At 70.9% G+C, this 13,249-nt stretch carries 13 protein-coding genes; 6 read left to right on the forward strand and 7 right to left on the reverse strand.

Features of this window, described 5'->3' with window-relative positions:
* The first annotated feature begins 35 nt into the window (after nucleotides 1-35).
* Together ABZS51_RS10315 and ABZS51_RS10320 are read left to right on the forward strand one after the other, a co-directional pair.
* Nucleotides 36-935: a LysR family transcriptional regulator gene (locus tag ABZS51_RS10315; RefSeq protein ID WP_355438382.1), complete on the forward strand. Its 900-nt coding sequence runs from the start codon at nucleotides 36-38 to the stop codon at nucleotides 933-935.
* 129 nt (nucleotides 936-1,064) lie between these two features.
* Nucleotides 1,065-1,628 carry a hypothetical protein gene (locus tag ABZS51_RS10320; RefSeq protein ID WP_355438384.1) on the forward strand — a complete coding sequence of 188 codons (564 nt, stop codon included), beginning with the start codon at nucleotides 1,065-1,067 and terminating at the stop codon, nucleotides 1,626-1,628.
* 147 nt (nucleotides 1,629-1,775) lie between these two features.
* On the opposite strand, the gene ABZS51_RS10325 is transcribed toward ABZS51_RS10320, so the two are convergent.
* From ABZS51_RS10325 to ABZS51_RS10345, 5 genes are read right to left on the reverse strand one after another with little or no spacing between them, the layout of a single operon-like run.
* On the reverse strand, nucleotides 1,776-2,702 hold the full coding sequence (locus ABZS51_RS10325; protein ID WP_355438409.1) for a dihydrodipicolinate synthase family protein: 927 nt from the start codon (nucleotides 2,700-2,702) through the stop codon (nucleotides 1,776-1,778).
* Nucleotides 2,703-2,704: 2 nt separating this feature from the next.
* On the reverse strand, nucleotides 2,705-3,706 hold the full coding sequence (locus ABZS51_RS10330) for an ABC transporter ATP-binding protein (RefSeq protein WP_310713312.1): 1,002 nt from the start codon (nucleotides 3,704-3,706) through the stop codon (nucleotides 2,705-2,707).
* Nucleotides 3,690-5,642 carry a dipeptide/oligopeptide/nickel ABC transporter permease/ATP-binding protein gene (locus ABZS51_RS10335; protein ID WP_355438386.1) on the reverse strand — a complete coding sequence of 651 codons (1,953 nt, stop codon included), beginning with the start codon at nucleotides 5,640-5,642 and terminating at the stop codon, nucleotides 3,690-3,692. The genes ABZS51_RS10330 and ABZS51_RS10335 overlap by 17 nt, the downstream gene beginning before the upstream one ends.
* Nucleotides 5,639-6,598, reverse strand: a complete 960-nt coding sequence (locus ABZS51_RS10340) for an ABC transporter permease (protein WP_355438388.1) — start codon at nucleotides 6,596-6,598, stop codon at nucleotides 5,639-5,641. Before ABZS51_RS10340 ends, ABZS51_RS10335 begins: the two co-directional genes overlap by 4 nt.
* Before the next feature lie 6 nt (nucleotides 6,599-6,604).
* Nucleotides 6,605-8,212 carry an ABC transporter substrate-binding protein gene (locus tag ABZS51_RS10345; protein WP_355438390.1) on the reverse strand — a complete coding sequence of 536 codons (1,608 nt, stop codon included), beginning with the start codon at nucleotides 8,210-8,212 and terminating at the stop codon, nucleotides 6,605-6,607.
* A gap of 142 nt (nucleotides 8,213-8,354) precedes the next feature.
* On the opposite strand from ABZS51_RS10345, the gene ABZS51_RS10350 reads away from it, so the two are divergent.
* Nucleotides 8,355-9,071 carry an FCD domain-containing protein gene (locus ABZS51_RS10350; RefSeq protein ID WP_355438392.1) on the forward strand — a complete coding sequence of 239 codons (717 nt, stop codon included), beginning with the start codon at nucleotides 8,355-8,357 and terminating at the stop codon, nucleotides 9,069-9,071.
* 216 nt (nucleotides 9,072-9,287) lie between these two features.
* Here ABZS51_RS10350 and ABZS51_RS10355 read toward each other — a convergent pair whose 3' ends face one another.
* Complete coding sequence (locus tag ABZS51_RS10355; protein ID WP_355438394.1) at nucleotides 9,288-10,520, reverse strand: serine hydrolase domain-containing protein; 1,233 nt, start codon at nucleotides 10,518-10,520, stop codon at nucleotides 9,288-9,290.
* 291 nt (nucleotides 10,521-10,811) lie between these two features.
* Here ABZS51_RS10355 and ABZS51_RS10360 point away from each other — a divergent pair, with 291 nt between their 5' ends.
* The 3 genes from ABZS51_RS10360 to ABZS51_RS10370 all read left to right on the forward strand — a co-directional run bounded on the left by ABZS51_RS10360 (nucleotide 10,812) and on the right by ABZS51_RS10370 (nucleotide 12,525).
* On the forward strand, nucleotides 10,812-11,543 hold the full coding sequence (locus ABZS51_RS10360) for a helix-turn-helix domain-containing protein (RefSeq protein ID WP_355438396.1): 732 nt from the start codon (nucleotides 10,812-10,814) through the stop codon (nucleotides 11,541-11,543).
* Nucleotides 11,544-11,697: 154 nt separating this feature from the next.
* Nucleotides 11,698-12,132: a MarR family winged helix-turn-helix transcriptional regulator gene (locus tag ABZS51_RS10365; protein ID WP_355438398.1), complete on the forward strand. Its 435-nt coding sequence runs from the start codon at nucleotides 11,698-11,700 to the stop codon at nucleotides 12,130-12,132.
* 39 nt (nucleotides 12,133-12,171) lie between these two features.
* A complete protein-coding gene (locus ABZS51_RS10370; RefSeq protein WP_355438400.1) occupies nucleotides 12,172-12,525 on the forward strand; it encodes a nuclear transport factor 2 family protein in 354 nt (117 codons plus the stop codon).
* Between the two features lie 74 nt (nucleotides 12,526-12,599).
* Here ABZS51_RS10370 and ABZS51_RS10375 read toward each other — a convergent pair.
* Nucleotides 12,600-13,249: acyltransferase family protein (locus ABZS51_RS10375; protein WP_355438402.1), on the reverse strand; the 650-nt coding region annotated here is incomplete at its 5' end.

Here is a 13,249-nt window from a genome sequence, read left to right on the forward strand (position 1 = left end):
TTGTCATCGAAGCGATCGCGCATCACGATTGATCCATGGAGCTCCAGCAAATGCGCTATGTCGTCGCTGTCGCGGAGACGAGCAACTTCACCCGCGCCGCCGAGCAGTGCCTGGTCGTCCAGTCCGCGCTGAGTCACCAGATCGCCCGCCTGGAACGCGAGCTCGGCGCCAAGCTGTTCGAGCGCACCAGCCGTCGCGTCCAGTTGACCCCCGCGGGCGAGGCGTTCCTCCCCGCCGCCCGCCAGGCCCTCGACGCCGCCGAACGAGCCCGCGCCGAGGTGGCGGCCGCCGCCGGCGAGATCCGCGGCCGGCTCGCCGTCGGCGCCATTCCCACCGTCGCGGCGGTCGACCTCCCGACCGCGCTGCAGCACTTCCACCTGCGGCATCGGCAGGTGCGGATCAGCCTCCGCTCGGGCGCCAGCGAGGAGCTGACCGAACGGGTGCGGCAGGGCACCCTGGACGCCGCGTTCCTGGGACTGCCGGTGGGCGTACGACCCGAGGGCGTCCGCGGTCGCGAGCTGGGGCGCGGCGACCTCGTCGCCGTGGTGCCGCCCGGCCACCCGCTGGCCGACAGGGAACGCGTGGACCTGCGCCAGTTGTCGGACGAGCCGTTCGTCGACTTCCCCCCGGGCACCGCCGCGCGGGCCCAGTCGGACGAGGCGTTCGTCGCAGCCGGGGTCCGGCGCGAGGTCGCGTTCGAGGTGACGTCCGTGGACTTCATCGCGCGCCTGATCCGGCAGGGCCTGGGCATCGGGATGCTGCCCGCCGCCTTCGTGTCCCAACTCCCCGACCTGCCCGTCCTCCGGCTTCGCGACGCCCCCGCCCGCATGGAGCACCTCATCTGGAGCCGTTTCCCTCCCTCCCCCGCGGCGGCGGCGTTCCTGTCCGGGCTCGGCGTCCCGGCAGCGGAGTCCTCAGGATCGCCGGACTCCTGACGCGACGATGCCGGGCGGTGGATCACCGTACAGGCGGACCCGCGCTCACCCCGCAGGCGGACGACGGTCGCCGTCATGACGGCGACCATGGATTTCGCTCACTGCAGACTCTCGCCGAAGGACATGGACATGCTCATGAAGTCTCTGCCGGCCGCGCTGGCGGCGACGGCTGTCGCCGCCCTCACCCTGGTCCCCGCCGGCCCCGCCGCGGCTGCCACGATCGAGATCCGTCCCGGACAGGTCTCGACCCTGAGACAGTCGAACAGCAAGTTCAGCTGCCCGACGAACGAAGTGCTGATCGGCCGCGAGCACCGTGGCGACGAGAACGGCGACACCACGTTCCGCTGCGGCCGCATCTACATCGACAACGTCCAGGTCACGGTGCTCAAGGTGGACATCTGGGGCACCAAGACGGACGAGAACAGCCACGACTACCACACTCCGGCGAACCAGGCCATCACCGGGATCCGGCACGACGGGGACGAGAACGGCGACACCATCTACTACAGCGGCGCGCTGTTCCTGGGCGGCAAGGCGGTGCAGATCACCCCCAGGCAGCTGGAGGGCTGGGTCAGGGAGAACAACCACGCCTCGATGGGCGGCGCCAACCAGGTGATGACCGGCCGCAGGCACAGCGGGGACGAGAACGGCTGGACCCAGTACGAGTACGGCTGGATCTCGTACATCGGCTGACCACGGGAGCGATGGCGATCCTGGCAGGATGGTCCGCGACCCGGACGCGAGGGTCGGGCTGGGGCAGCCCGGCTGACAGTGGGGGAGCTCGGCTCCCCCACCGTCACAGCCGGACCCCGTCGTTGTCCCGTCGTGGACGGCCAGGCGTTACAGCAGGCCCGCCGTGGCCAGGTGTTTGCCGATGCGGCCGATCTCGTCGTCGTTCAGGGGGATCTGGGGCGGGGCCGTGACCGGGCAGGCGATGATGCCGCGCAGGTACAGCGCCGCCTTGAAGGCCCCGAGCCCCGACGAGCTGCCTCCCATGCGGCCGCCGCCCACCCGGACGATGTCGAAGAGCCGCACCAGGCGCTCCTGCTCCTGGCGGGCCGCCTCCCACTCGCCCCGGCCCGCGCAGGCGGTCAGCCGGACGTAGCCGTGCGGGTCGACGTTGCCGAGCCCGGGCACGACGCCGTCGGCGCCCATCCACAGGGCCGAGTCGACCGTCACCTCCGACCCCGTGAGCACGCTGAACCCCGGTGTGCGGCCCAGGATGACCTCCCGCAGGCCGCCGTCGTCGCCGCTGGAGTCCTTGACCCCGGCCAGCACCCCTTCGGCGGCCAGCTCCAGCAGCAGGGCGGCCGGGAGCTTGGTGTGGACCGACACCGGCAGGTCGTAGGCGTACAGCGGCAGCCCGGTCCGGTCGGCGATGAGCCGGAAGTGGGTGCGGATCTCCTCCGGATGCGTACGCGTGTAGAAGGGCGCCGTGGCGACCAGGCCCGACACGCCCGCCTCGACGGCCACCCGCGCGTGGTCGAGGACGCGGGGCGTCGTCATGTCGATCACTCCGGCGAGCACCGGGACCTGCCCGGCCACGTGCCCCACCACCGTGTCCAGCACCACGCGCCGGTGGGCGTCCGGGAGGTAGGCCACCTCGGAGGACGAGCCGAGCACGAACAGCGCGTCCACGCCGCCCTCGATCAGGTGGTCGACGAGCCGGGTGAGCGACCGGACGTCCACCTCGTGCTCGGGGGTCATCGGGGTGCACACCGGGGGGATCACCCCCGTCGCGGGCGCGGGTCCGGCGGGGTCAGGCATGGTCACGAGCGCTCCTGGATCAGGTCGAGGTCGGTCGCTCCCGCCGCCACCGGGTGGTGGCAGTGGAAGTGGTGGTCGTCGCCGTCGGCGGTCGCGGCGGGCCAGGCCGCCGCGCACGTGTCGTCCGCGCGCCAGCAGCGGGTACGGAACGGGCAGCCGCTCGGCGGCCGGGTGGCCGAGGGCACGGCGCCGGTCAGCGGGATGGGGGTGATGGGCGAGATCAGGCCGGGCGTCGCGGAGAACAGGGCCCGGGTGTACGGGTGCCGGGCCCGCAGGGGTACGGCCCGCGCCGGCGCCTGCTCCACGATCCGCCCCAGGTACATGCTGACCACCCGGTCGCTCATCCGCCTGACCGTCTGGATGTCGTGCGAGACGAACACCATGGCCAGGCCGAGCCGTTCCTTGAGGTCGAGCAGCAGGTTGAGGATCTGCGCCCGTACGGACACGTCGAGGGCGCTGGTCGGCTCGTCGGCGACGAGCAGGGCGGGCTCCAGCGCGAGGGCGCGGGCGACGGCGACGCGCTGGCGCTGGCCGCCGGAGAGCTGGCCGGGCAGGGCGTCGGCGACGGAGGCGGGCAGCCCGACGAGGCCGAGCAGCTCGCGGACCCGGGCGTCGCGCTCGGCGGGCGTGCCGCGCCGGTGCACGTCGAGCGGGTCGCGCAGGACCTGCCGGACGGGGAGCCGCCGGTTGAGCGCCGTGGACGGGTCCTGGAACACCATGCCCACGCCGGTGCCGACGAGGGCGCGGCGCTCGGCGTCGTTCATGGCCCACAGGTCGCGGCCGTTCAGGGACACGGTGCCGGACGTGGGCCGTTGCAGCCCGACGAGGACCCTGGCCAGGGTGGACTTGCCGCAGCCGGACTCCCCGACCACGCCGACGGTCTCACCGGGGGCGACGGTCAGGCTCGCGTCGGTCAGGGCGTGGACGCGGTCGCGGGAGAACAGCCCGCCGGTGCGCGCCTTGTGGACGACGTGGACGTCCTTGAGCTCAAGCAAGGTGCTCACTCCCCGCGGTCTCCAGGCCGGCCGGCTGCGTGGTCGCCGGATGGTGGCAGGCGTACGCGTGCCGGTGCGCGTCGCCCTCCAGCGGTGGCGCGTCGGTCCAGCACACGGCGGTCGCCATCGGGCACCGGTCGGCGAACCGGCATCCGGCGGGGAACCCCGAGGGCGGCGGCACGACGCCGCGGATCTGGGTGAGCCGCTCGGCCCCCGACTCAAGGGACAGCACGGAGCCGAGCAGCCCGCGGGCGTAGTGGTGGGCGGGCGCGCCGACGAGCGCCGCCGTGGCGCCGGTCTCGACGATCTGCCCGCCGTACATGACGACGACCCGGTCGGTGACGTCGGCGACGAGCGCGAGGTCGTGGGAGACGAGGATCAGCGCGAACCCCAGCTCCTCGCGCAGCCGCAGCAGCAGCTCGATCACCTGCGCCTGCACGGTCACGTCGAGCGCGGTGGTGGGCTCGTCGGCGACGATCAGCCGGGGCTCGCGTGACAGCGCCATCGCGATGAGCACCCGCTGCCGCTGCCCGCCGGACAGCTCGTGCGGGTACGCCGACAGGGTCCGGCCGGCGTCGAGGCCGACCAGCTCCAGCAGCTCGGCGGGCGAGCGGCGGCCGCCGCGACGGGTGACCTGCTTGAGCTGGGCCTTGATGGTCATGGCGGGGTTCAGGGACGACAGCGCGTCCTGGTAGATCATCGCCATGTCGTGGCCGAGCAGCCGGCGGCGGGCCCTGCGCGGCAGACCGAGCAGCTCCCGCTGGTCGAAGCGGACGTGGCCGCTGACGCGGGCCTCACGGGGTTGCAGGCCCATGATGGTCAGCGCGGTCAGCGACTTGCCGCATCCCGACTCGCCGACCAGGCCCAGCACCTCGCCGGGCCGTACGTCGAAGGCGACCCCGTCCACGATGTCAACGCCCCCGGTGAAGCCGATGCGCAGTCCCTCCACCGACAGGATCGGCGGCCCCGAGGGCAGGGGCCGGGCCCGCTCGGCGAGTCTGCGGGCGGCCTCGGCCAGGCCGGGCAGCTCGACGAGCTCCCCGGAGCCGGGCTCGGCGCGCTCCACCGGGTCGTCCTTGACGGGCACGGCCTTCTTGGCCGCGGGCGCGGCCCAGGCGTCGGAGACGCCCTCGGACAGGATGTTCAGGGCGAGCACGGTGAGCAGGATGAACAGGCCGGGGAAGACCGTCGCCCACCAGCCGCCGAGCAGCACGAGGTTCTTGCCGTCGGCGATGACGCTGCCCCAGGACGGGTTCGGGGGGCGGACGCCGGCGCCGATGAACGACAGCGACGCCTCCAGCACGATCGCGTCGGCCACCATCACCGTGCAGAACACGAGCACCGGCGCCGCGCAGTTGACGGCCACGTGCCGGAGCAGGATGTGCGGGGTGCGGGCGCCGATGACGCGCTCGGCCGCCACGTAGTCCTCCCCGTACTGGGCGAGGACGTTGGCCCGCACGACCCGGGCCACGGACGGCATGTAGAGGAAGGCGATGGCCATGACCAGCACCGGGATGCTGCCGCCGAAGACGGCCACCAGCACCGCGGCCAGCGCGATGCCGGGGAAGGCCATGATGACGTCGAGCACCCGCATGAGCGTCTCGTCCACGCCCCTGCGGGAGGTGGCCGCGACCGCGCCGACGACCGCCCCGGCCACCAGGGCGAGGCCGGTCGCGCCGAGGCCGATGAGCAGGGACCAGCGGGCGCCGTACAGGAGCCTGGACAGGATGTCGCGGTTGGCGCTGTCGAGCCCCATCCAGTGCCCGGCGGACGGGCCGCCGCCGGCGGCCTCCTGCACGTACGGCGAGTGGGGCGCGATCCACGGCGCGAGCAGGGCGGCGAGCACGACGAGCGCGATGACGGCGAGGGCGGCCCACGACAGCGGGCGCAGCCGGCGGAAGCCGATGCCGGGCCGGGACAGGCGCTCCCCCAGGGCACGTCTCATGCGGCGCTCCTCAGGCGGGGGTTGACGAGCAGGTAGAGGATGTCGACGGCGAGGTTGACGACCATGAAGCCGACCGCGATGGTCAGCACCACGCCCTGCACCACGGCCGGGTCGCCGTCGCGCACCGCGTTGATCATGAGCTGGCCCATGCCGGGCAGGCCGTAGATCTGCTCGATGACGACGGTGCCGCCGATGAGGTAGCCGATGCGCAGGCCGAGCACGGTCAGCGGGTTGATGAGGGCGTTGCGCAGCACGTTGCGGCCGACCACGACGACGGGCGGCAGACCGCTGCCGATGGCGGTGCGGACGTAGTCGCGGTCCAGCTCCTCGACCATGGACGTGCGGATGACGCGGGTGAGCTGGGCCGCGGCCGGCAGCGACAGCGACAGGGCGGGCAGCGTCATGGAGCGCAGCCAGCCGGAGAAGGAGTCGGCCGGGTTGATGTAGCCGCCCGTCGGGAACAGGCCCTCGCCGACGGCCAGCCACTGGATCAACAGCAGCGCCAGCCAGAACGCGGGCGCCGCGACCCCGACCAGCGAGACGATGCGGATGACCTGGTCGGGCCAGCGGTCGCGGAACAGCGCGGCGGTGACGCCGAGGACGAGCGCCAGCCCGACGGCCACGGCCAGGCCGAGGAACGTGAGCTGGAGCGTCAGCGGCAGCGCCGTCGTCACCGACTCGATGACCGGCTTGCGGGTGAGCACGCTGGTGCCCATGTCCCCGCGCACCAGGTCGGCGACGAAGCGCAGGTAGCGCAGCGGCAGCGGGTCGAGCAGACCGTTCTCCAGCTGGAACTGGTGGATCTGCTCGGGGGTCGGGTTCGCGCCCTGGAAGTACGCGTACTCCGGCTTGCTGTTGGAGAAGCGCATCACGATGAACACGAACGCGACGACCCCGAGCACCAGCGGCACCAGGATGAGGACGCGCCGGACGAGCAGGCGGGCGATGAGGACCATGGCGGCTCAGACGCGCTTGGTCTGGAGCACGTTGATGCCCGGGTACGGCTGCGCGCGGACACCGGACAGCTTCTTCGGGTCCCAGGCGGTCATCAGCTCGGTGTGCACGACCGGGTAGACGACGGCCTGCTCGGCGATCAGGTCGAGGTACTTGTGCAGCAGCTCGGCCTTCTTCGTCCTGTCGGGCTGCTTGGTGGCCTCGTCCATCATGGCGAACAGCGCCTTGGCGTCCTTGCTGCCCTCGAAGTGGCTGTACTTCATCCACAGGCCGCCGGAGACGTAGTTGTAGCGCATGATCAGGTCGGCGTCCATGCCGAACTGGTTGGGGTTCGAGGCGGCGGCGACCACCTGGTAGTCCTGGAACTGGTCCATCTTGGCGAACAGCGCGGCCGTGTCCTGCGGCTCCAGCGTGGTCTTGACGCCGATGGCCTCCCAGGAGGCGGCGATGGTGGGCAGGCAGTCCACGAGCCAGCTCACGTTCACCGACATGAGGTTGACCGTCAGGTTGCTCACCCCGGCCTCCTTGAGCAGCGCCTTGGCCTTGTCGGGGTCGTAGTCGTAGACGACCGCGGCGCGCTTGTGGTCGGGGTGGCCCTCGTTGAGGAAGGAGCTGGAGGCGGTGCCGTGGCCCTTGAGCGCCACGTCGATGAGCTTCTTCTTGTCGATCGCGTAGTGCAGGGCCTGGCGGACGCGGACGTCGTCGAACGGCTTCGCGCCGGTGTTGAACATGAGGAACAGGTGGTTCATGCCCGCGCCGCCCTCGACCGTGAGTCCCTGCTGCTTGAGCTGGTCCACGTTGGCGTACGGGATGTTGTCGGCGATCTGCGCCTCGGCGGACGAGCCGGAGATCTTGGCGACCCGGGCGGAGGCGTCCACGATGCTCAGCCAGTTCATCTTCTTGGCCGCGGCCGGGCGGGGCCCGTTGTAGCCGTCGAACGCCTCGAAGGTGGTGTTGGATTTGGGGTTGTGCGCGGTCAGTTTGTACGGTCCCGAGCCGACGGCCTTGCCACCCTTGGCGGCGTCCCAGGCGCCCGGCTGGCCGAAGACGTGCTTGGGCATGATCTTGGCGATCGTGAGCCGGGGCGCGGCGTCGGGGAAGGGGAACTTGAAGACCAGCTCCACGGTCCGGTCGTCGACCTTCTTGACCTCCTGGAGCCAGGAACGGAAGAAGTTGCCGACGAGGACGTTGGCCTCCGGGTCGAGGACCCGCTGGTAGGTGAAGACGACGTCGTCGGCGGTGACGGGCTGCCCGTCGTGCCACTTGGCGCCCTCGCGCAGGGTGAACGTCCAGGTCGTCGCGTTCAGGTCCGACGGCAGCGCGGTCGCCAGCGCCGGGTACGGCTCGCGGGTGATCGGGTCGGTGTCGAGCAAGCCCTCGTAGATGTGGGTGATGCCGGCCATGGCGAAGGCCGAGGCCGTCTGGGTGGGGTCCCAGCTCTGGTCGTTGCCGTACCCGATGACGGCGGTGATGAGGTCCTTGTTCGATCCGGCCCCGACCGAGCCCGTGGAGGCGGGGCCTCCCGAGCAGGCGGTGAGGGTGGCCGCGATGAACGCCGCCGCCCCCGTTGCCCCGCTGTAACGCAGGAAGTCGCGGCGGCTGAGGTCAGAGCTCACGGATGCCTCCTGAAAGGGGTAGAACGTGGGACATCCCATGTCCTATGTTGTGCGTAACGTGGACGCTAGAGGCGGGGAGCGCTTGAGGTCAACAGGAGATTTCCGGAATGTTACCTAAGCGCCTACCAGAGAGGGATTCTTCATGACGACTGTCCCGCGCTCCCGGCTCAGCCGGGCCGTGGAGGCCCAAGAGGGCGTCAAGGACCTGATTCTCAGGCGCGGGCTGGTCGCGGGCGACCCGCTGCCGACCGAGTCGGAGCTGATGGAGGAGCTGGACATCAGCCGCAACTCCGTCCGCGAGGCGCTGAAGGCCCTCCAGGCGGTCGGGATCGTGGAGATCCGCCACGGGTTCGGGATGTTCGTCGGGCGCATGTCGCTCGCCGGCCTGGTCGACGAGCTGGCCTTCCACAGCCGCATCACGCTCCAGGACGGCCGCAACCATCTCGGCCACCTGACCGAGATCCGGGAGGTCCTGGAGAGCGGCCTGGTGGTGCGCCTCATCGACCTCGGCGACGAGGCCGACCTCGCTCCGGTGACCGAGGTGATGGCCCGGATGGAGGCCGAGGCCCAGGTCGGCGCGGTCCCTCCCGAGACGGACCGGCTCTTCCACGACCTGCTCTACCGCCCGCTGGGCAACCCGCTGGTGAGCCAGCTCCTCGGGGCGTTCTGGGACGTCTACCACCAGCTCCGCGACGAGATCGGCACGCCGGACGAGGCGCCGGAGGACGTGGCCAGGCGGCACCGCGACATCCTGGCCGCGGTGACGGCGGGCGACCGGGCGGCGGCCACGGCGGCGGTCGAGGCGCACTTCGAGGGCGTCCGCAACCGCCTGGAGCGTCTCGGACCGCGCCCTCTCTGATCACTGGCTACGGGATTGAGCCGAAACGCGAGCAGGGCCGTATCTCCACGCGAAGGCGATCCCCTCACGGGGGCCGGGCAACCTCTCGGGCGAGGCGCCGGCCCCTGCGGGATCAAGTCTTCGGGCGTTCGGTTCGGGTGTACAGCCAGGAAGGAGCGGAACGGTAGCGGGATGGGCGCGGCTTCCCCGGTGCGGAAGCGGCGCCCGTCCCCGCCGTCACTTGCTCGGCGTCCGGGAACCGGATGGGCAGAACTCGGCCTGCAACACGGTCTTGGAGATGTCGAGCGAGTTGTTCTGGCCGTACTGGTCGATGTTCATGTTGATGGCGATCACGCGCTCGGCGTCCCGGGTGCCCATCGCGAAGGTGAACCCACCGGTGATGGCGCCGCCGATGCCCCATAGCTTCACACCGCATGACAGTTCCCACGAGAAGACGCCGGTACCGTACGTGGTGCCGGGGATCCACGTGTCCTTCCAGGTGCCGTCCGGCATCTTGATCCCGGTCTTGACCATGGTGAACATCTCCCGCTGCTGGGCGGGCGGAAGAAGCTTGCCGCGCAGCAGCGCGCTGCTGAATCGCTGGAGATCGCCGACCGTGGAGACCACGCCGCCGGCCGCCCAGCCGGTGGTGGCACTCTGGTCGGTCACGTCGTAGACCTTGGCGTCGGTCTCGGTGGCGAACAACGTCGAGTAGTGCCGTGGGTGCGGTCCGCGGATCTTCGTCTCCTTGCCCGGCAGGTACGTCCCCGTCAGGCCCAGCGGGCGGACGATCCGCCGCTCGATCTCGCCGGCGAGCGTCTTGCCGGTCACCTTCTCGACGATCATCCCGGCGATGATGTAGCCGGTGTTGGAGTACACGAAACCGTCACCCGGCGCTTCGAAGGAGCGCGGATTGCGCAGGCCGATGTTCACGAGTTGCTCGGGCGTGTAGGTGTCGTAGCGGTGCTCGAGCCACGCGGGGCCGGAGAACTTGGCGAACTCCTCCTTGTCGTTGCCGTAGTTGAAGATCCCGCTGGTGTGGTTGAGCAGGTGCCTGATGGTGATCGTGCCGCCGTCGTTGTTGTTGCCCTTGACGAGGCCGGGCAGCCACTTGTCCACGGTGTCGTCGAGGCTCAGCTTTCCTTCGGCCGCCAGTTGCAGGACCACGGTGGCCGTGAACGGCTTGGCGGCGCTGCCGATACGGAACCGCTCGTGCGGCCGGCGCTCGCGGCCGGTTCGGGTGTCGGCCACCCCTGCCACGCCGACCCACCGCCCACGACTGTCGCGAACCTCGGCGACCATGCCGGGCACACCGCCGTCGGCCACGGCCTGGTCGAGCGCCTTCTGGACACGGGCGTGATCGGGGGTGTCCGCCGCGGCGGCAGATGCCGCGGGAGCCGCCGTCGCGGCCCCCGCCAACGTCACGGCGGTGATGAGCAGCCCTGCGGTTGAGGGGAGAGATCTGGTCATGTCGATTCCTTCCAGGCGGGGGACGTCAGCGCGAAACTGATCGCTTCGATCGCGATAGTACTCATTCGGCGCAGATCAAAAGCTAGCTTGCATTCATAAATTCGGCAACTCAAATCCAGGAAGTAGCGCGTTTTGCCAGGTCATCCCACTGTTAACTTGCAATGAGTATGCCAACGAATGCAAGGTGGATGAATCGACTTGCAATGAGATGTCGACGAACGCAATACTGTCCACTGTCCGCGGACACATCCGAGCGGGCTGGGCATGGCACAGCGACAGGAGGCACGCCCAATGCCGGGAGGCAGGCTGACTTATCAGGACCGCCGGCACATCGCCACGGGGCTGGCCGAAGGACTCACCTACACCGAGATCGCCAAGCGCCTGCAACGACCGATCTCCACCATCACCCGGGAGGTGACCCGCAACGGTGGAGCCGACGGTTACCAGGCCGACCGGGCGCATCAGGCAACTGAAGGCCGGGCTCGCCGCCGTAAGCAGGCCCCCGCCCCGGCTCCGGCGCCACCGGCTGCCACCGGCGCACCCGGGCGAGACCCCCAAGCGGTTCACGCCCTGGAGGAACGATTGACCGCAGTGATGATCACGACAGGGCTGCCGCGCATGACCGCCCGGGTACTCACCTGCCTGTACACCACCGACAGCGGCAGCCTCACCGCCGCCGAACTCGCCCAGCGTCTCCAGGTCAGCCCGGCGTCCATCTCCAAGGCCATCGGCGAGCTCGAACAGCATGAGCTGATCCGGCGTGAACGCGATCCCCGGCGGCGGCGCGACCGGTACGTCATCGACCCCGACGTCTGGTACCGAGCCTGGCTGGTCAGCGCCCGGCAGAACGCCACAATCGCCGGTCTCGCCCGTGACGGAGCCGAGATTCTGGACGCCACCACTCCTGCCGGCGCCCGGTTGCAGGACATGAGCCAGTTCTTCGAGCACGTCAGCCAGAGCCTGGTTCAGGCCGCCGAGCAGTGGCGGCACGATTTCATGTCGAGGCGATCGACAGAGCGTTAGCTTGTCCTTTCGCTCACAAGGCGCCCCCCGCCCCACCTCCTCGCTCGGCACGCCGGCCGCCATGGCCGCCGGGCACCACCCGGCGCCAGTCTTTTGACATGCCAACCCTTGATGTCGACAATGGTTGGCAACATCAAGAGAAGGCGGGCGGCCGATGGCGGACAGCGAGGACACTCCGGAGGACGGGTTCTTCCAGGAGCTGACCGGCACCTACGCGGAGGTCCGGGAGGCGTTCGCCGACCACGTCGGCATGAGCCGGCCGCGGGTCCGGCTGCTGACGCGGCTGTGGAGCCACGGTGAGACGAGCCACAGCGACCTGCGGCAGATCCTCTCCCTCGACGGGGCGAGCGTGACGCGGCTGGTCAAGGAGTTCGAGGCGGAGGGGATGGTCAGCCGCCGCCTCGACCCCTCCGACAACCGCTACACCCTCGCCCGCCTGACCCCCGCGGGTGAGGAGGCGGCCGCCGAGCTGGCGAGCGCTCACCGGCTCTTCCAGACGCGGCTGCTCGACGGCGTTTCTCCCCAGGACCAGCAGACGGTGCTCGGCGTCCTGGCGCGGCTGCGCGCCAACGTTCGGGCGAGCCGGTGACGCCCCGGTTCCCGGCCCATCACGACAGGAGTGGATCAGATGACGGACGACGTGCGTGCCCTTGGGCGGCGGATGTACGAGGCGTTCAACACCCGCGACGTGAGCGCCGCCGACGCCCTCTTCGCGGCGGACTTCGTCAGCCACCCGATGGGCACCGTCGGCGTCGAGAGCGTCAAGCGCGCCTGGTCCGGGATGCACGCCACGTTCCCCGGCATGCGGGTCGTGGTCGAGGACATGCTCGTGGAGGGCGACCGGGCGGCCGTGCGCACGACGCTGCACGGCGTCACGGACGACGACGGGCAGCCGCCGCCCGCGATGCTGGAGATCTTCCGCGTACGGGACGGGCGCATCGCCGAGCTCTGGGGCATGTCCACCCTGCGCCGCCCCGAGTGACCCGCCGCGCGGGGCCGCACGGCCCTGTGACGGGTTCCCGCACGCATTGCCCTGTGACGGGTCCCCGCACGGTCCTATGACGGGGTCCCCCCGCGGTGGGCGGGGCGCATGCCGAACAGGAAGCGCGTCACCGCCGTGCGCCGCACCAGCAGGTCGTACGCGGCCAGGATCAGCACCAGCGACATCGCCACGATGGCCACGAACTTGACCGGCCCCGGCACCGGCCAGCGCACCACCCAGAAGGCCACCACGACCACGATCGGCTGGTGCAGCACGTACAGGGGAAGCACCCCCTCCGACAGGTAGGCGTACAGCCGCCTCCCGCCGCCGCCACCGGCCCCCTGGGACGGGCGGCGGCGGTCGAGGAGCGCCATGATGCCCACCAGCCAGCACCAGCCCGCGGCGCCGTACAGGGCGCGCGCGACCATCGCCGTCGGGTTCAGGTCCGTGAACGCGTCACCCTCCGCGACCAGGAACAGCGGCAGCCCGGCCATCGGCAGCAGCAGGCCGCCCACCACGGCCGCGCGCCTGTCGCGGCGCAGCGCGTCCCGAAGCCGCTCGTCGGAGGCGAGCATCAGCCCGTAGACGAAGAACAGCAGGTACGCCCAGCGGCTCCAGCCGGCGTACTCCTCCTCCAGCCCCAGCACCGCGCTGACCAGCGCCAGCGGCAGGGCCGGCAGCAGCGCCGCGCCCGGCCGCCGCGCCAGCGCCGCGAGCCCGCCGC

It is taken from the genome of Nonomuraea sp. NPDC005501 (genome assembly GCF_040605905.1).
Taxonomy (GTDB): Bacteria; Actinomycetota; Actinomycetes; order Streptosporangiales; family Streptosporangiaceae; genus Nonomuraea.